Annotated in this window: 20 protein-coding genes; 5 read left to right on the top strand and 15 right to left on the bottom strand. The window is 59.7% G+C overall.

Annotated elements, in window-relative coordinates; all coding sequences use genetic code 11:
- Positions 1–281: 281 nt before the first annotated feature.
- Positions 282–845, bottom strand: a complete 564-nt coding sequence (locus EOB36_RS13855; protein WP_126103038.1) for a sigma-70 family RNA polymerase sigma factor — start codon at positions 843–845, stop codon at positions 282–284.
- Positions 846–1,197: 352 nt separating this feature from the next.
- Between EOB36_RS13855 and EOB36_RS13850 the strand changes: the two genes are divergently transcribed.
- Positions 1,198–3,309, top strand: a complete 2,112-nt coding sequence (locus tag EOB36_RS13850) for a catalase (protein WP_128285058.1) — start codon at positions 1,198–1,200, stop codon at positions 3,307–3,309.
- Between the two features lie 88 nt (positions 3,310–3,397).
- On the opposite strand, the gene EOB36_RS13845 is transcribed toward EOB36_RS13850, so the two are convergent.
- The 4 genes from EOB36_RS13845 to EOB36_RS13830 all read right to left on the bottom strand — a co-directional run bounded on the left by EOB36_RS13845 (position 3,398) and on the right by EOB36_RS13830 (position 6,548).
- Entirely contained in the window at positions 3,398–3,895 is a 498-nt protein-coding gene (locus tag EOB36_RS13845; RefSeq protein WP_128285057.1) for a hypothetical protein, read from the bottom strand.
- A gap of 27 nt (positions 3,896–3,922) precedes the next feature.
- On the bottom strand, positions 3,923–4,198 hold the full coding sequence (locus EOB36_RS34670; RefSeq protein WP_206437525.1) for a hypothetical protein: 276 nt from the start codon (positions 4,196–4,198) through the stop codon (positions 3,923–3,925).
- A gap of 283 nt (positions 4,199–4,481) precedes the next feature.
- Positions 4,482–5,090 (bottom strand): gamma carbonic anhydrase family protein, encoded by a 609-nt coding sequence (locus EOB36_RS13835; protein WP_128285056.1) that lies wholly within the window; start codon positions 5,088–5,090, stop codon positions 4,482–4,484.
- Positions 5,091–5,249: 159 nt separating this feature from the next.
- A complete protein-coding gene (locus tag EOB36_RS13830; RefSeq protein WP_128285055.1) occupies positions 5,250–6,548 on the bottom strand; it encodes an Nramp family divalent metal transporter in 1,299 nt (432 codons plus the stop codon).
- A gap of 327 nt (positions 6,549–6,875) precedes the next feature.
- Here EOB36_RS13830 and EOB36_RS13825 point away from each other — a divergent pair, with 327 nt between their 5' ends.
- Positions 6,876–7,190, top strand: a complete 315-nt coding sequence (locus EOB36_RS13825; protein WP_095486380.1) for a hypothetical protein — start codon at positions 6,876–6,878, stop codon at positions 7,188–7,190.
- 84 nt (positions 7,191–7,274) lie between these two features.
- Here the strand turns inward: EOB36_RS13825 and EOB36_RS13820 are convergent, their stop codons facing one another.
- The 6 genes from EOB36_RS13820 to EOB36_RS13795 all read right to left on the bottom strand — a co-directional run bounded on the left by EOB36_RS13820 (position 7,275) and on the right by EOB36_RS13795 (position 11,215).
- Positions 7,275–7,865 carry a LysE family translocator gene (locus EOB36_RS13820; RefSeq protein WP_128285064.1) on the bottom strand — a complete coding sequence of 197 codons (591 nt, stop codon included), beginning with the start codon at positions 7,863–7,865 and terminating at the stop codon, positions 7,275–7,277.
- 206 nt (positions 7,866–8,071) lie between these two features.
- Entirely contained in the window at positions 8,072–8,599 is a 528-nt protein-coding gene (locus EOB36_RS13815; RefSeq protein WP_095486379.1) for a ferritin-like domain-containing protein, read from the bottom strand.
- A gap of 195 nt (positions 8,600–8,794) precedes the next feature.
- Positions 8,795–9,013, bottom strand: a complete 219-nt coding sequence (locus EOB36_RS13810) for a hypothetical protein (RefSeq protein WP_095486378.1) — start codon at positions 9,011–9,013, stop codon at positions 8,795–8,797.
- A gap of 315 nt (positions 9,014–9,328) precedes the next feature.
- Positions 9,329–9,550 (bottom strand): hypothetical protein, encoded by a 222-nt coding sequence (locus EOB36_RS13805; protein WP_095486377.1) that lies wholly within the window; start codon positions 9,548–9,550, stop codon positions 9,329–9,331.
- 40 nt (positions 9,551–9,590) lie between these two features.
- Positions 9,591–9,962, bottom strand: coding sequence for an STAS/SEC14 domain-containing protein (locus EOB36_RS13800; protein ID WP_164897521.1), 372 nt, complete (start codon positions 9,960–9,962; stop codon positions 9,591–9,593).
- Positions 9,963–10,060: 98 nt separating this feature from the next.
- Positions 10,061–11,215, bottom strand: a complete 1,155-nt coding sequence (locus EOB36_RS13795; protein WP_281035487.1) for a DUF3182 family protein — start codon at positions 11,213–11,215, stop codon at positions 10,061–10,063.
- 254 nt (positions 11,216–11,469) lie between these two features.
- On the opposite strand from EOB36_RS13795, the gene EOB36_RS13790 reads away from it, so the two are divergent.
- Positions 11,470–12,495: an MBL fold metallo-hydrolase gene (locus EOB36_RS13790; RefSeq protein ID WP_206637166.1), complete on the top strand. Its 1,026-nt coding sequence runs from the start codon at positions 11,470–11,472 to the stop codon at positions 12,493–12,495.
- 28 nt (positions 12,496–12,523) lie between these two features.
- On the opposite strand, the gene EOB36_RS13785 is transcribed toward EOB36_RS13790, so the two are convergent.
- Positions 12,524–13,048 (bottom strand): metallophosphoesterase, encoded by a 525-nt coding sequence (locus EOB36_RS13785; RefSeq protein WP_128285051.1) that lies wholly within the window; start codon positions 13,046–13,048, stop codon positions 12,524–12,526.
- 69 nt (positions 13,049–13,117) lie between these two features.
- On the bottom strand, positions 13,118–13,561 hold the full coding sequence (locus tag EOB36_RS13780) for a hypothetical protein (RefSeq protein WP_128285050.1): 444 nt from the start codon (positions 13,559–13,561) through the stop codon (positions 13,118–13,120).
- 251 nt (positions 13,562–13,812) lie between these two features.
- On the opposite strand from EOB36_RS13780, the gene EOB36_RS13775 reads away from it, so the two are divergent.
- Positions 13,813–14,067 (top strand): DUF982 domain-containing protein, encoded by a 255-nt coding sequence (locus EOB36_RS13775; RefSeq protein WP_128285049.1) that lies wholly within the window; start codon positions 13,813–13,815, stop codon positions 14,065–14,067.
- Between the two features lie 10 nt (positions 14,068–14,077).
- On the opposite strand, the gene EOB36_RS13770 is transcribed toward EOB36_RS13775, so the two are convergent.
- Positions 14,078–14,389: a hypothetical protein gene (locus tag EOB36_RS13770; protein ID WP_128285048.1), complete on the bottom strand. Its 312-nt coding sequence runs from the start codon at positions 14,387–14,389 to the stop codon at positions 14,078–14,080.
- Positions 14,390–14,677: 288 nt separating this feature from the next.
- On the opposite strand from EOB36_RS13770, the gene EOB36_RS13765 reads away from it, so the two are divergent.
- Positions 14,678–14,980 (top strand): hypothetical protein, encoded by a 303-nt coding sequence (locus tag EOB36_RS13765; protein WP_245467792.1) that lies wholly within the window; start codon positions 14,678–14,680, stop codon positions 14,978–14,980.
- A gap of 64 nt (positions 14,981–15,044) precedes the next feature.
- Here the strand turns inward: EOB36_RS13765 and EOB36_RS13760 are convergent, their stop codons facing one another.
- Positions 15,045–17,591 (bottom strand): NAD-dependent epimerase/dehydratase family protein, encoded by a 2,547-nt coding sequence (locus EOB36_RS13760; protein ID WP_128285046.1) that lies wholly within the window; start codon positions 17,589–17,591, stop codon positions 15,045–15,047.
- Between the last annotated feature and the right edge of the window lie 49 nt (positions 17,592–17,640).

Genomic DNA, 17,640 nt, shown 5'->3' with positions numbered 1-17,640 from the left:
AAGGGTCAGCGCTGACTGTGAGAACGGCGCGTGAATCCTTGCAAACTCTGATTGCTGACACCACACTGGTGAAGGGACCAATTCGTTAAGAGAACACGATGTCTCGCTCGAGCGACGATACGATCAGCCCGCGACTCCGGCTGGCAATAGACCGGAAAATCGCATCTCTGCTGACTGCCATCGAGCAGGAGAAGGTCCCCGACCGGTTGACCAACCTTGCGGTTCAATTGCAGAACGCGCTTGTCGACAAGCGTCGATGCAAGGCAAAGAAAGAGGACTAGCTATCGACGCCTGTCGACTGCCAAGTTTCCTTGTACCTCGGACAGGTGATTGCGTCTTTCCACCAACGTCTGCAGCGAACATTCGCCGAGGTATTCCAGGACGCCGGCGCGCGCTCGGTTAAGGCGGCTCTTTACCGTCCCCACCGCGCAACCGCATATTTCGGCAGTTTCTTCATAGCTGACGCCAAGAACCCCGATCAGCATCAGGACCTCGCGCTGATGTTCCGGCAGCTTCTGGACCGCGCCATAGACTTCCTTGCTCTGAACGGACCACTCCTGTGTAGCTTCCGAAATCGGGATCAAAGAGGCACAGTCAAGCAGGCCGGGTTTTTCCCGGTCGGCGGCCTTGGCACGCGTGTAGTGGGTATTGCGCATGATGGTGAAGAGCCATGACTTCATGCGTGTCCCAGGCTCGAATTTATCGATGTTGGCGAGCCCTTTGGTCAACGTCTCCTGGACCAGGTCATCGGCGTCGTCAGGAACACGGCAGAAGGTGCGGGCGAAGGCTCGCAAGGCAGGTATCAGGTCAACGATGGAAACTTCATCCGTTTCCTGGTTGGCCAAGGCATAGCCCCTGGAGGACAATGGTCCAGCTCCCAGCAAGAACGAGTTGATGAACAAAGACCTAGCTAAATGCATGAAGGTTTGGATCGTTCCGGACATCGAAATGAGTCGCTAGAAAATCTCGGATTGCGCGGACGCACATCGCGTAACTGCGCGGCTGAACTCCTGTTGCGGGTGAGTGCCGCCCGCCCGGAACACGGCCAAGGTCGCTCCATTGGACAGACAGCGACGTCAATTCGCCATTGTTCCGCAAGCAAAGGCGCCAGTCCTTTTGCGGGAACAAAGCGGCGCGCCGGAAGTTCGACGCCCTGAGCCGGTGGTTCCGGCCTTCATTCATCGAGGAGCAACAGTCATGGCGCAGTCCCGGCAGCGTTCAGAAAGACGGCCCGCAAACGGTCGCAACCAGAATGTCGAGCGGGGAAACGGCGGTGAGCTTCACCAACTGGCGGAAGGCGAGACGCCTGTCCTCACCACTGCGCTCGGAACGCCTGTCTCCGACGATCAGAACACTCTGAAGATCGGCGAGCGTGGCCCGTCGCTGATCGAGGATTCCCACTTTCGTGACAAGATTTTCCATTTCGATCACGAGCGGATTCCCGAACGGGTCGTTCATGCTCGCGGCTACGGCGCACACGGCTATTTCGAAACCTATGAATCGCTAGCCAAATACACGCGCGCCGACATTTTCCAGCGTGCTGGCGAAAAGACGCCGGTTTTCGTGCGCTTCTCGACAGTCGCCGGCAACAAGGGCTCGTTCGACCTGGCCCGCGACGTGCGCGGTTTCGCCGTCAAGCTTTACACCAAGGAAGGCAATTGGGATCTGGTCGGCAACAACATCCCGGTTTTCTTCATCCAGGACGCGATCAAGTTTCCCGATCTGATCCATGCCGCCAAGCAGGAACCGGACCGCGACTTCCCGCAGGCCCAGACCGCGCATGACAATTTCTGGGATTTCATCAGCCTGATGCCGGAATCGATGCACATGATCATGTGGATCATGTCGGATCGTGCGATCCCGCGCTCCTTCCGCTTCATGCAGGGCTTCGGCGTCCACACCTTCCGCTTCGTCAGCGCCGACGACGAATCCACCTTCGTCAAATTCATCTGGAAACCAAAGCTCGGCATGCAGTCGGTGGTCTGGAACGAGGCAGTCAAGATCAATGGTGCCGATCCGGATTTTCATCGCCGCGACCTGTGGGAGGCGATCCAGTCCGGCAACTTCCCGGAATGGGAACTTACCGTGCAGCTCTTCGATCAGGACTTTGCGGACAGCTTCGATTTCGATGTCCTCGACGCCACGAAGATCATTCCCGAAGAAATCCTCAGGCCGATCCCGGTGGGACGATTGGTCCTGGATCGTATGCCCGACAATTTCTTCGCCGAGACCGAACAAGTGGCGTTCATGACGCAAAACGTGCCGCCCGGCATTGATTTTTCCAATGACCCGCTGCTGCAGGGACGCAACTTTTCCTATCTCGACACCCAGCTGAAGCGGCTCGGCAGCCCGAATTTTACCCACCTTCCAATCAACGCACCGAAGTGCCCGTTTGCTCATTTTCAGCAGGACGGACACATGGCTATGCGCAATCCGGTAGGCCGTGCAAATTATGAGCCAAATTCGTGGGGTATGGGTCCGCGCGAGGATCCCCAGCGCGGCTACCGTTCCTTTGCCGATGCCGAGCAGGGCCAGAAAGTGCGGCTGCGGGCGGAAAGCTTCGCCGACCACTACAGCCAGGCGCGGCTGTTCTTCAACAGCCAGACGCCTCCGGAACAACGCCACATCGTCATGGCTTTGACATTCGAATTGAGCAAGGTCCAGACACCGGCAATCCGCGAGCGAACGGTTTCCCATCTGCTGAACATCGACGAGGCGCTGGCGGCCACCGTTGCCGACAAGCTTGGCATTCGAAAGATGCCAAGTCCGGCGGACGCTGCGGTGCCGCCGCGAGACGACCTGGAGCCCTCGCCGGCGCTCAGCATCATCAATAACGGGCCGGAGAGCTTCGGAGGCCGTAAGGTCGGCGTGCTGGTCAGCGACGGCGTGGATGCTGCGCTGTTCGAGCAACTCCGAACCGCGGTCGAAAAGGAAGGCGCGGTGATGGAGGTCGTCGCCGCAAAGGTCGGCGGCGTAGATGCGGCCGATGGCACGCAGATCGAAGCGAGACACATGATCGACGGCGGTCCGTCGGTCCTGTTCGACGCGGTCGTGCTTATGCTCTCGGAGCCGGGCGCCGAACTGCTGGCCAAGGAAGCCGCCGCAAAGGACTTCGTTTCCGATGCGTTCGCTCATTGCAAATTCATCGGTTTCACGTCGGGAGCCGAGCCGCTGCTGGCCAAGGCAGGCGTCGATGCGGATGCGGATGAAGGGCTGATAAGGCTGGAATCAAACAAGACGGCTGAGAAGTTCGTCCAAGCCTGCCGGAAGTTGCGGCTGTGGGCGCGGGAGGCGGCCGTCAAGCTCTGACGCCGGTGCATGCTGGCCGTCTGTTCGCATGCTTGACTGGAGCCGTAGAACCAAGTGGGCAAAAGCATCCGTCACTAGGACCGACTGTCTATGAGCGGCTGTTGTTCTTAGCCGCCTCCTCTCGCTGCTTTTTCAGGACTTCGTCAGTCCCGACCAGCTTCTTCGATCCGCCGGGGATCGCTGTAGACACCACAGCAGGCGGGTCGCTTGCGGGGAAAGAATCCTCGAGGCCGGCCTGCAGCTGGTCTTCCAGGGTTTCCGGCTTTTGCGACCGACCAGATGTCCGTCGGGTTTCTGCTTCCTCCAGTGGCTGTTTCATGTCAGGTGAAGACTTGACTTCTCGAACACAGGCATAAAGCTGTTCGATAGCAAATTCCTTCAGTGTTTCGAAGTTGGCTTTATCATCATCTTGCATTGCCTCGATCTGATCGATCATTGTTTTCTCGAACCGATCAAGGGTATCGCTTCCGCAAGCCTGGCAAAGCCGCAATAATGCTTCTTTGAGCATTTTCGGGCCAAAATAGGCCGACGCCTCGAGCTTGAGCCGTTCCAAATCCTCTGGAGTTGCCGCCTGAAGTTTTGACATATGCAGCCCTTTCGCCTGATGAGCATATCAACGGCAATTGTCGGCAGATGTTCCATTCACCGGCTCCGATGCATCGCTCTCGTCAGTAAACCGCCGCCTATCGCGCGAGCCACATCGTGCGGTCGAATGTCGAGCCACGTCGTCGAAGCCATCGATGAACAATATCGCCGGGCCATCGCCCAGGTCTTCGTAGGCGAGACGGACGCCGATCACTTCGACATCACAAAGATCTAGGGGGTAGCGGCACTCACGCTCGCCTGCACTTTCGCCTTCGCCGAAGCCAGGTAGATCCGCGGCGATCACGTATGCGGCCTGCGACAGTTGGGGAGGACCCCACGAAAATAGCCTGCCGAGCCCGGAAAGCCGTGCAGGAGCAGCACCGCCGGCGTCGACGCGTCACCGGCCGTGATAAAGGACAACTCCGTGCCGCCGGAGAGGCGAAATCGTTGACGGGTCGCGGGCGCATATTCAGACTCCTTTCCTCGATCGTCTGGATCGGCGCTGGCCGGGCTGTTGCCGTTGCTGGCAGGGCGGCGGAGCCGAGGTGAAGGAACGGCGGAAGCTCCGTCGTGATCCTTGCTCCTGGCTATAGCTCCCGGTCGTCGCGATGATCGGCGAGCCCGCTCGCCTCGCGCTGGGTGACCTTCTTCATGTCCATGTCGACGCCGATGCCGGACTGTCGCTGCAGCCCGTAGACCTCTTCGGCAAAGTTCATCTTGGCGAGGACGGCGTCGATCTTCTCGTGCTTGTCGGGCGGGAACATCTCAGCGGGATCGCCGACCGCCACCCATTTGATCGGGACGAGCGAGTTCGGCGGCAGGACGCTGCGCACGTGGACCACGCCGTCGATGCGAACCTCTGTGCGTCGCCCACTGACCGCGCCCTGATAGATTTTGACGCCCGTTGCCAGGAAGCACTCGTCCGCGACGATACAGCCCTTGAGTGAACAGAGCGGCCCGATCAGGACATTATCGCCGATCTCGACGGCGTTCCGGCTCGTGCTGCGGATGTTGAGGTTCTCGCGGACGACGCACTGGGCGCCGATCCGTACCGGCGCGCCATGCGCCTCGATCACCGCCCCGAACGAGACGTGCGTGTGTGGACCGATCGCCACGTCTCCGCAGATCACCGCTGTCGGAGCCACATAGGCGGTTGGATCGATGTTCGGCCGCTTGCTCTGGTGCTCGATAAGCATGGCGGGCTCCTGTGCGAAGGATGTCGACTGAAAAAAGCTAACGGGCGAGAGCAGCGCGAGTTCCGCTGCGCCCAGCCGATCTGCTTCAGCCGTTGGGTTTGCTGATTGCGAAACTTGGTCGAGCGCTTCTTCAACAGATCGCGCGATGCCGGCGTATCGCTAGATGAACCAGGTCGCCACTAGCCCGACTGACGCAGCAAAGGTCGCCAATGTCGTCACGCCGCCAAGGACGTTTGTGCCGGGGCTGTTCACCTTGTCGCCCATGATCTTGCGGTTGTTGGTCATGATGAGGATCAGCAGCAGCAGAGGCGGAGTAGAAAAACCCTGCACAATACCGGACCAGACCAGGGCTTTCATCGGGTTGAAGCCGATGAAATTGAGCCCCACCGCCAACAGTGTGATCACTCCGGTCGCGATGTAGAATTTGGGAGCCTGGCGAGGTTTGTCGTTCATGCCGTGCTTCCAACCCATCGCCTGCGCAAGATCAAAGGCGGCGCCGGTCGTCATGACTGGAACGGCCAGAAAGCCGACGCCGATCACGCCGGCTGAGAAGACAATTCCTGCCGCATCACCGGCAAGCGGCCGCAGCGCTTCGGCTGCCTGGGCGGCTGTCTCAATCTGGGTCTGACCTGCCTCATAGAGGGTTGATCCCGTCGAAAGAATGATGAAATACATGATCAAATTGGAAAACGTCATACCGATCAAGATGTCGCGGCGAGACCGGCGAAGTTCGCCTTCCGTCGCTCCCTTCCGCTCTTTGAGAGTCGTCCTGCCCTCTGCAATCTCTTCCTCGACCTCCTGGTTGGACTGCCAGGTATAGAGATATGCCGAGAGCGTCGTGCCGATGATGGCAACGAGGATGGACAGGTACTCACGGCTGAACTCGATTTTTGGGATCAGAGTGCCGTACAGAACAGACAATGCGTCCGGTTTCGCGAGGACGGCGGAAACCACATAGGCAAGCAGCGTCAGCGCCAGCCACCGGAAGGCGTTTCGGATCAGTTTGTAGGAGCCGAAAACCTGCAGAGCGAAAATAATGGCGGCGACGCCAACCACGATCAACGGAACCGGCAGCGGGACGAACAGATTGAGAGCCGCAGACATCGCCCCGAGATCCGCGGCAGCCTCGATGGTGTTGCCGATCAGCACGCCCACCAACACCGACCACAAGAGCCATCGCGGGTAAAAGTCGGAAATGACCTGGAAGAGCCCGCGTCCGGAGACCTGGCCCAGCTTCGATGAGAGATACACGACAGTGTACATCATCGGCAGGGTAAGTGGCGCGGTCCAGAGCAGGTCGGGACCGAACCTGGCCCCGGCGCTGGCGTAGGTTCCGATGGCCGAGCAGTCGTCGTCGGCCGCGCCGGTGATCAGCCCGAGCCCAAGGGCCCGGCCGATGCCGCTACCCTCCCGTCGCGGCTTTTTTCGGCCGGGGTCCTTGCGAGCCAGTTCGCTCATTGGGCACGCACTGCCGCTGGCGTGACGTGGAGGCCAATGGAGACATCCATCGGATTAATCATCCTCTATGGCAACAAGCTGCAGCAGGCGATCATCGGACGGCTCTCGTGTTTGGAATCGAACAGTCAAGCAGGCGCTTTGTTCCGTCGGCAGGCATGCCGCATTAATGGTGGCGGGCAGAGCCGGATGCACAGGACGCCTCGCTGATTGTAGAAAGCGCCGATCGGGCGGCCTGCCAGCAGGTGGGATAGGAACCTTTTCTGAAACACGCCGTTTGCCAGCAGGCGGTTGCATTAGCGACCTTTAAACAACGGAAAGGGTCTTGCCATGAACTACAAGATGATCTGTTTAGGCGCGATGGCGCTTTCTTTGGTAAGCGGCGTTTCTCTCGCGGCAGGCGCCGACACAGGCACGTCTGCCTTGGATGACCCTGCAAAGATGGAGCCGTTCTACACGGACTCCAGCATGAAGACTCTGCGGTCGGACGACGCGTTCACGACGGCGTGGAAAGCGCTGACGGACGAGGACCGCATGGCAATGACAAAAGTCTGCGATGAGGAGATGGCAAACCCCAACGCCGCCAACACCCACCCTGAATTCTGCAGCAATGTCAAAAAGCTCGGCGGCGAGTCGAAGAACTGAACCATGGGAAGGCGGGCAATCGCCCGCCTTTTGGTTAGCGACTGTGAAGGCAAGAGGGATACGATAGCCGCGGGGTCGGCTAGTTTAACGGGTCGCTCCGCCACTCACGGCCATGCGAATGCCCAGGCCAATGATAAAACAGCCGGCGATGCGCTGCTGCCAGAGCCGTATCTTTGGCTGCTTCAGGATCCACTCGCCAACCGCACCGGACGCGAGCGCGTACGCGCCCAGCACCAATACACCTGTGATTTTCTGTGTCCCACCCAGCAACAGCAATTGCAGCGTCACCGATCCTCGAGCCGGGTCAACGAATTGCGGCAGGAACGCAACCATGAACATCATTGGCCAGGGATTTATGAGGTTGGCGATCATTCCTTCTCGTGCAGCCGCTGGCGGACCAAGATTTCTATGCTCTTCGATGGCAACTTCCGTGGCTGACGAGAGCAATAGGCTTATTCCGAGCCAACACAGGTAAGCGGCGCCGGACCATCGGAGCAGACTGAATGCGAGGGGCGACGCCCCAACCAATGAAGACACGCCTAACGCGAGGAGAGGCAATTGAACAAGCCCCGCTCCGACGGTCATGCCCAGCACCGTGAAAAACGCCGTACTTCGTCCGTGAGCAATTCCGCGTGCTGTCACAAGCATGCTGTCGGGGCCGGGCGGGGCCTGCATCGAGATTACGGTCCCCAGGAAAGCTATCCACAACACGGGATCCATGATCCTGCTCTCTCCGCCTGACAACTGCGCAGTGCCTTTCCTGCAACTGACGGTCAGTCAGGCCGGTTCAAGAATTCCGGATGGCAAGCCCGATACCCGCCTCTTCGGAGCGGAGCCCTGGCGATCCCTGCCGGGGCTCCGCAACCCGGTGGCACAAGCAATTATGCGGCCGCTTGAAGAGCGCGTTGGTTGACACCCCCCTCGCCTAGACCCGTCAGCGCTTCGTCCGTTGCGACCTCTTCCTTGAGCGTCGCTTTGAGAAGGGCGGCAACGTCGGCCTTTCCCATCTGTTCTGCCCAGGCGATCAGAGTGCCGTACCGGGCGATCTCGTAATGCTCGACGGCTTGCGCCGCTGCGACCAGTCCGGCGTCGAGCGCAGGAGCACCTTCATAGTCTTCGAGGATCTCGGAGCCCTCTTCAATGATGCCGTCGATCGCCGGGCAGGTCTTGCCGCGTGCTGCCTTGCCGAATTTCTCGAACACTTCCTCGAGGCGGTCGACGTGACCTTCCGTTTCCATGCGATGTTTTTCGAAGGCGGCAGTCACCTTTTCCGACTCAGCACCTTTCGCCATTTTCGGCAGGGCCCTTAGTATCTTCTTTTCGGCATAGTAAAGATCTTTGAGCCCGTCGAGGAACAGGTCCTCAAGACCCTTGGTTGTCGCTTTCGTGGATTTCTTCGCAGTGGCCATGGTCTTCTCCCGCTGGGGTTGGAGCTAGCCTTCCTAAACGTGAAGGCGTCCGATAACCCCACCGGCCAGCAACAAGTTCCACATCAATTCAGCATCGCCAGAAATTTTCCGGCGACTCGCGTCGCATGGTCAGGCGCTGCAAGCGTTACGCTGGTGAGCAGAGGCCGCCGAGGCGATGGTTGCCTCGCTTGCGGCTCAATCGATCCGCCTGATGCGGCCCTTGTCGAGACGGAATACCCCATCCTGCCCGCCCTGCCTCTCAAAATCGGTAAGCAGATCGTCCCAGGTTCCCAGGAACTCGCCACAGTCGTCGCAAAAGATCCGGTCGTCAGGACCGGCGTCGGCCGGAATCCTCAGCCTTATTGTCAGGCAATAAGGGCACTCCAACTGATGGTTGAGATACTGCTTGGTCATGGACGATGGCGAGAATGCACTGGAAATGTGGTCCCTGCAACCTCGCTCGTGCTGGCCCGACGAACTCGGCAAGCAACGTACAGCGATGGGGGCATTACGGCGATTGTTGCGATCCTCCGGGAATAACGAGCGCGCCTGCATTAGGAGCCGAATATTCAAAGCCTATGAAAAACGCAGCAAGAATTAGCGCGCAGATAAGTGCGATTGCTGCCAGTGCGGTTCTGGACAACGGCTTACGCGGTTCGCGATTTTGCAACACTGAATCGGTCCGCTCTCTGTTCGAAGACGACGGAGGGATCAAGACACCTGAACCCATTATATGCCGTCTTTAGCCGGAGGCCACCCGGACTGAGCCGTCGGGGGAATATTGTCGGACGTCAGTTCGCCCCGCTTGAGCCTTCTAATGGCTTCGTTGGCTTCAACTTCATCCAGCCCGGAAAGCGGCATGCCGTCAACTATGACGGCTTCCTCGCTCTCGCCGTCATAGACTTCCCACAGGCCTTCCGAATCCTGCCGCTTGTTGTAGGTGGTTGGCATGGCGACTCCCTAAGGCGGTCTGAAGATCAGCTAGATGCTGCTATTGGACACCTGCTACCCACTCCAGAGCCTGGGCCTTTTCGTCCTTCGGGAACACCCTCGCCTCGATCTGCGGCAAAAGCGCGCCCGTCATCTCCGTAGCTGCCTTGATCCACTGTTTTTCGGACACCACTGCGGCACGCTGGAAGCGGTGGAATTCGCCAAGTTTGCTCAAGCCGTACTGCAGATCGCGGCGCAAAGCGTCGCCCGTCATGTCCTCCAAATCCGTAAGGTCCGCCAGGACGCCGATCTCCTCATGTTCGCTCAGCTTCTCCTCGATGGCCGGGATGACTTTGTCGTAGTCCTGCGCGGTCACGGTACCGGCAACGCGAAATGCGGCGACGTTCTCAGGAGCAGAAATAACCTCGATCACTTTTTCCTCCTTTCGAATTGGCTTCAGGGTTATCCCGAACAACTCAAGCCGCCCATGGATGTTCCCTGGTTTAAGCGTTTTTCGATCTAATTTGACACTCATGAGCCGGCGCAATTGGCGGGCTCCCGGATCGCTTGCGTGATGACAGTATAGCGCGTGATCGGGCCCTCATCGGGATCTTCTCCTTGAAAGTGAACGTCCGCGTTTGCCGGTAGCCGACTGATATGGCCGAACTCCTTAACTGCGGACGCGCGGACGAGTTGGATGTCCGGGTCCTGCTTCATGACTTTTATTGCCGCAAGCTCGGCAGTACTGCTGCCGCCAATGCGCCAGCTGGCTTCGAGCACACCGGATCGCCAGATACCCGACGAATCGAGGCCCTGGCCGATATCGTAATTGCGCCGCGAGGCGAAAAATCCGGGATAGTCAGCCATCGCCGCGTCATAGGCCCTCGCCTGCACCGTTGCCAAAGCTAGTGCGTGAGGAAGCTGAAGGTCTTCGAGAGCTTCCCATCCGCCGCGCACTACAATGAGATCGGATCCGCCATAAACGGATTGTCCCGCATTATCGATGGTCGTCCTTTGAGTACCGTAATAGGCGACAATGATCTCATCGATTTCCGTTCTGCCGACGCTCAGCGTGACGATTTCGCGGAGGTCCGCTTCGAGCACCAGACCGCACTCGTCCAAGTCGGAGGAGCGGTACCGCTCAAGCAGCCTCTCGAAGTCAGCAACCGTCCGAACAATGTGTTGGTCTTGGCCTCGCGAGGAAAGCGGCGGCTTAAGCCGGGCGACCCCGAGCCTCAGCAGACGTTCGGCCGCCCGCAGCGCATCGTGCCGCGAAAATACCGTGTAGCCAGGCAATACTGCTGCGCTGACAGTTCTGCCGAAGCCGGTCGACCATTCTTTCGGTCGTTTGGCCAAGCCGTCCACCAGTTCATGGGTTATGGCCTTGGTCATTGCGAAGCGCCAAGGCACCACGCCGCCAAAGAGGTCTTGCGGTCCGCCGATACCAAGCCGTGCCGCATCAGTGGCAAGCAAGCTGTCGTCCGGCACGAAATACAAGCCCTCGCCGTTGCCGCTGCTGTTGACTAGACCCTGCTGGAAGGCAAATCCCTTGAGGCTCGCAATCGTGCGGGCAACGGCAGCCATGGCTTCCCGTTCGTGTGCGTAGAGAGGCTCGCAGCCCGGCGCTGAGAATGCGATCACCGTCCCCTTTGCCTCACTCGGCTGCGTGCCTCTGTGCTCGGTCATCGTTCTGGTGCTACCTCGTTGTGACCGCGGGTTGCCCGCGTTGCGGTCTGCTCCTTCGCTCCGAACCGAGACAACGCAGAAGATGGCAGAAACGTTCAGTCCGGCTTGGCCGGCCCGCGCCATCTTCCGCGTAACGGTATCCATGGGAACCGCTACCCGGCGCGCACGATTAGAGAGGATAGACTTCAGGTTCAGGTCGTGTCTGAAGGTGAGCGCCTAATGGCGAAATTCGAAAACAGTATCGGGTGAATTCGGTGACGTTGCTGGTTCAGCCGCGCCTGGTCAACGATCCCTTCTCGGATGCGGGGCTTCTTCTGGATTTCAGATTCGGCAACCGGGCGATGCTCTTCGACATTGGTGATCTGTCGCCACTTTCGCCGCGCGAAATCCTGCGCGTCAGCCACGTATTCGTATCACACATGCACATGGATCACTTCGCCGGCTTCGATCGGCTCCTGCGGTTATTTCTATACCGGAATAGAACAGTGCATTTCTTCGGCCCGCCTGGGTTGACCGAGGCCGTGCAAGCCAAGCTCAACGCATACACGTGGAATCTCCTCGACGAACAGTCCCACGACTTCATGATAGCGGCCTGCGACTGGACGCCGGCCGGACTTCGCCATTCCCGCCTCTTTCGGGCGCGATCGGGCTTCGCTCGGCAGGACACGGCTTCAGCCCCAGCCGAGGGAAATATCCTGCTCGATGATCCCGACTTCCGTGTCGAAGCAGCAATGCTCGACCACGGCGTTCCATGCCTTGCATTCGCGTTTCAGGAAAAGATCCGGGTCAATGTGCAAAAACCGCAGCTGGAAGCACTTGATTTGCCTGTCGGACCTTGGTTGAACGAAGCCAAGCGTGCGGTCCGGCGCGGAGCTGATCCCGAAACGACGCTCGCCCCAACCGCGGATCGGAATATCTCGGTCGGCGAACTCCTCGGTGCCGGAGCCCTTAGAACCGGTCCCGGACAGAGGATTGTCTATGCGACCGATCTCGCATTCAACGAGGCGAATCTTGCGCGTGTCGTTGCGCTTGCGCATGGCGCGAGCCAGTTGTTTATCGAGGCGGGCTTCCTGCAGGAAGATCGCGAGTTGGCTGCCGCGAAGCGGCACCTCACGGCGGCCGAAGCCGGCATTATCGCGCGGCTTGCGGGTGTTGAGCATGCCGTGCCGATGCACTTTTCGCCCCGCTATCTCGGACACGAAGATGAACTCCATGCGGAGTTCGCGGCAAATCTAGCCGCCGGAAACGCCTCTCAACCAGGAATGAATACCGACATGTAACCAACAGCAGGATGATCCGCGTTTTTGATCACTTGCGTCGAATACCGCTGCGGGCCGTTCGCCGACGTCTGCGGGCAAGGATGACGGGAAGGGTGACCGGTCGAAAATCCCAGCTGTCGACGCCTGCGTCGTACTGGCGTGTAACCGGGGTCAATTTGCCGTGGGAATGGCCATGCAGATCGATCGATTTCTTGCCGATCTGATTCCAGGTGCGAAAAGGATAGTGGCAAAGGATCAGCAACCTGCCGTCTATCGTCAATTCCTTGTAGTGTTGAGTGCTGGTCCAACCTGCGGCGCCGATGGTCGCTGCGCTATCGTTGTTGCCGATAATCAAGTGCTTCCGGCCATGAAGAGACGACAGGAGCGATGAAACAAATTCGGCCGACCCCTTCGCAAAATCGCCGAGATGCCAGACCTCGTCGTCCGGGCTGACGGTTTCGTTCCAGAGCGAAATCAGCGCTCGATCGTGCTCTGCCAGCGAGCCGAACGGGCGACGATCGATACGCAATATGCGGGGATCGCTGAAATGTGTGTCGGCCGTGAAATAGATCATCGAGCAGCCTGTGGCTTAAGCCTGTCTTCCCCAACGCGGTGCGACGATGGGCAAGCTAGAGATCGTCGGTCACCCGCAGGCAATCTCGACAATTGTCCGAGTGTCCTCATCGTAGCTGATGTTCATCCGGGCCCAGCCGAGATCGGAGGTGCGGGCGCATGTCGAGCAGTGGGTGCGCCAGACAGCTTCCTTCGGCGGATCCGGCATTTCAGTGAGCGGTCGACCCAGAAGATGCTGGTAACGGGACGCCTGACACTGATCTCCGTAATAGTATCGCTGCGGCTGGCCGGCGACTTGCGCGACCCAAATCGCGGGATTTCGCGGATGGTTGCGTATCGTGGAGCCTTCCGGTGCCCAATATGTGAACGGAGGCGCAGGGTCGGCCTCGATCACGACCCGCGGCTCCGCCAATTTCACCGGCGGGCTCGAGATACCCAGTTGTTGTTCATCGGATGAGGTACATGCCGACACGAACAGAGCCAAGCAGCCCCCAATTGCAGTCAATGATTTCATAACACTGCCTGGCCCCCTTGAAGCACAGCGTCGGGTCTGCTCCTAAGCTGGCAACTGATAGCCAAATCCAGCCGACAATATGGCTGGGAGATCACCTTCGCGGGGTGACCTTGTATTACGCCAAACTGCGCGGCGTGGTGAGGTCGCAAAGCCTCGCATGGACAGGGCAGCAGCAAGTCCGACAGCAATCAACATTTGAGGTGGCCAAGAAGATCAGACGCGGCTAACATATTGCCACTTTGGAGAGTGTCGTGCGTACGAGACGTTTCAGAAAGCCGATTGTTGTTCAACCTGGGCGGATCGATCGCGACAGGGTTGTTTTGTCGGTCTCCGACGCGGCTGAAGTGCTGCTGAGGGACTGGCCGGCGCCAGCCTCCAAGACGCGGCTCGCTGCAATCGAAGCCTGCCTTGCCGTTATCCGCGGCGAAAAGCCGCCAAGAGTCGCGCGCCAGGCATTCATCGCCGCGGCCAAGGATGCGAGGATCCTGCTCGGCGAACAAATCTAGAGCGGCGCTGTCAGGCAGAGCCTCGTTGAGGCAACTCGATCTTTTCCTTGATCTGCTCCTGCAGATCGTCACGCGCGCGTTTCGCCTCGCCGCGAGGTGCCTCCGATTGTTCCTGTCTATCCAGTTCGTGCTCCACCGTGTCGCGCGAACCCTCTGCCGGATCCTCTTGCGGACGGTTGTTGTCCGGCTCGGCGGCTTGATCTTGTCGCTTGTCCTTTCTGCCCTGATGACCATCGGGACTGCGCTCACCGGCGTGCTCGGTATTGTCTGTGCTTGAGCCTATCCGATCTCCGCCAATTGTTTCGTCTGGCATGTTGGTCATACTCCGGCTCCCCGATTTTGGTTGCGCGAAACCTTGCGTAGTGCGTCTCGCCTTCTGCACGTGTTTCGTTGATGAGGCCAACGGCAGATTTGCAGCTTGGTTCCATCCAACCTGCTGCGGACTAACAGCCACCAGATATCGGCTGAACCAAGCGCTTCCAAGCCTGCGGTTAATGTAGCGCCGGCCGCGACAAACCCGTCGCTGAGGGAAACTTTCAATTTCCGTGTTGGTTAAGGCCGGACAGGCAGTTTCGAGGGAGAAATGATCATGGCTCACGCCCAGCAAGAATTGGCCGAATTCGTCATCAGCAAAGCCTTCAATCCGGTCATGCGAGCGAAGCGGGATGGAAAATCCGAGGCCGATCGCAAGGCCCTGGAGCACGTGCAGCAGGCGACCAAGGCCGAGATCGAGCGCTATCGCAATTACGACTCCGCTCAGCAGGTCGTCATCAATTTCAAACGCGACCTGAGTTCCGACGCCGCCAAGAAGGTGCACTCTCAGCTGCGGCGCCTGCATCTGCCGACAATCGAGGACATCAGGGATGACTTCGAAGACAAGGCCCGCAAGCTCGGAGTCAAAGCCTCGTCGTGACGGACCTGGTCACTGGACCCGTGACGATATCGGCCAAGATCGCCAGGTGCTGAAGTCGAGTTGCTCAGACAATCGCTCGATCCCAACCGCCATAATGTTGGTCGCTGCGTGTGCCGCGCGGCAGGCTGAGCACGATCAGCGCCAGACCGATCACAACGTCCGCCGCGATCGCGATGGTTCCACCGCCGGCAAACACGAAGGGTGACACCGCGATCCATGCACCAAGCACTACATTGAGGAAGCGCAGCGGCCGGACAATTTCGGCCATGGCCGTGACTGCGACCATGATAATGAGACAGCCGACGACGTGATCGCTGAAATAGAGCGGCGGTTGCGTGCCAAAGATCAATGGCGTTGTCATCAGCAAGGCGCCGAGCAGCGTGCTCGCAACCAGCGTCCACGGGAAGTTCACGCCGCCGGTGACAAATTCCTTCAGCAACGCGGAAGCTGGACGGTCTAGGTCGGTGTCAGGCGTCTGGTTCTCCGACAGCGCAGGTCCGCCCCTCCAGAAGGTACGCCAGAACGGCTCGCCCGCCCTCGTGGCGCCCCAGAGATACTGGATGGTCGCCAGCACCTCATCGACCGAGTAGGGGATCAGCACCACCGTGACGGCGGCCTGGAGGATGCAGAGCGTGCACAGCGCACCAATCAGCGGTGGCTGGATGATGATGAAGGAGACGCTGACCACGCCGAGCGGAACGATCAGCAAGCCGAAGAGGAGCACCATCCACGGCATGGTGCGCCAGCGCCGGCGGTCGCCGATCGCGCCGGCGAGGATATCGAGGCAATAGGCGAAGGCGCCGAGCCCTGCATCGGCTATTGGAAAACCTTGCGAGACCCATGACGTCACCACCGCTTCGCTGCCGTTGCGCACCGGTGCGCCGCCGGGGCCGAAGAACGGATCCCATAGCCCATCTATGTGGCCCATCTGGTAGGCGGCGAGATAACGCGAAACGAATAGGCCGACGAAGGCCAGCGCCACGATGGGGATCCGCTGCGTGAAGGTGGATGGCGAATAGGTCCAGCCCAGCGGGCGGTCGTCGTCGGCCGCCAGCGCGCGACGGCTGATACCTGGGGTCGGCGGGATCATCACCGCGAAGGCGACGATCAGCATGCCGACAAGCGTGTCGACAGCATAGGCGGCAGGGCTGGTCGTCCAGAACAGCAACGGCGCAAGCATCACCCAAAGACCGAGCGACGCCGTGATCCACTGCACCCAGCGCCAGCGTTGGAGCATGCCCAGCAACGCAAAGACCGTCACGAGCAGGCCGGAAACGATTTCGCTAACACCGAGACCGGCGTTGCGGAATTCGGGCTCCGCAATAGCATGTCCCAGAGCGGGAGGTATTGCGGCTGCGACGGGATCGAACAGGCCAACCGTCATCGGCGACGTGACCAGCCACAGTCCGAGCGCAGCGTTGGTCATCGGCGCCCAGAGCGTTCTGAACCGATGCCGTTTTGTGGCCGCCTCGACGTCTTTCTTGCTTCGCTCGAGCGGTCCCTTGAGGCGCCTTTCCGCCTGCTCGATCTCGGGATCCGAAGCCGCGACAACGGGCGGATTGAGCTTGTTGGCCGCGTACCAATCCGTTGGGTCCTGTTTCAGCCGCCGGATCATCTCCGGCAGTGTGTCCAGCAGGCTGTGTCGTGGTGCCCAACCCAGCAGAGCCTCGGCCCGCGAGATATCGATCTCGTAGTGATCGTCCGAGTTCTCGATCATCCACGGCTTGATGTCGGTGTCCTGATCGAGCACCTCCGTCTGCAACCAGGCGCCCAGCTTCGTCAGCTCCTTCGGCAGCGCCAAGGTTCGCCAGTCCTCGCCATGGATGAGCCGGCCGATGCGCTTCTGCATCTCCTCGTATGAGGGTGTGTCTTCTTCGCCGATCAGAAGCACGGTCTCGACTGGAAGTTCGGCGCGCCGGTCGACGGTGCGCACCACCGCATCGACGAGATCGTCCTTATGCAGATAGGGCTGGCCGGCGGTGATATCGCCGGCGAACAAATAGGCGGTCGGCAAGCGCTCGAAGATGCGAGCGATCTGCTGGGCAACGAAGGCCGCCCGGCAGTCTTCGTCATAGACGCCGGCGAACCGCAGGATCACCGTTTTGATTTCGCCGCGCTCCCTCGAGATCAGCGCCTCGGTTTCGGCTTTCGATTGGGGGTAGGCCCAGGCCGGGTCGAGCGGCGAGTCTTCATCTATTTTCGTGCCCTTCCCCGGACTTGGCGCATGAACGAGAAGCGTGCTGGAAAACACGAACTGCTCGGTCTTGATCGCCGTCAGCGCATTCAGGAGCCGGCGCGTGCCCTGCACGGTGACGGCGTCATATTTCGGATTGTCCTTGCCGGTCGTGTCGTAATAGGCAGCAAGATGGATGACCGAGGCGATGCGGCCACCGCTGCGCACCCGTGCCGCCTCCACAGCCCTCCTCACGCCCTCATCGGAGGTGAGATCGATCTCGATCGTTTCCATGTTGGCGGGGGGATGTTTCGGCATTGCTACATCGAGGCCGATGATGCGGTAGCGGTCAATCAAGCCTCGCGCAATCGCCTGCCCGAGGAAGCCGCTGCTACCGGTAATAAGAACCGTCGGAAGGGTCGTGCCGTGATTTGCCATAGGTCAGGCCCGTTTTCGTGTTTTAAACAAGACCCGATGACACGATGCG

It is taken from the genome of Mesorhizobium sp. M6A.T.Cr.TU.017.01.1.1, from assembly GCF_004023115.1.
Taxonomy (GTDB): domain Bacteria; phylum Pseudomonadota; class Alphaproteobacteria; order Rhizobiales; family Rhizobiaceae; genus Mesorhizobium; species Mesorhizobium mediterraneum.
The sequence above is the reverse complement of the archived record's forward strand: the minus strand, read 5'-3'. Positions and strand labels throughout refer to the sequence as shown.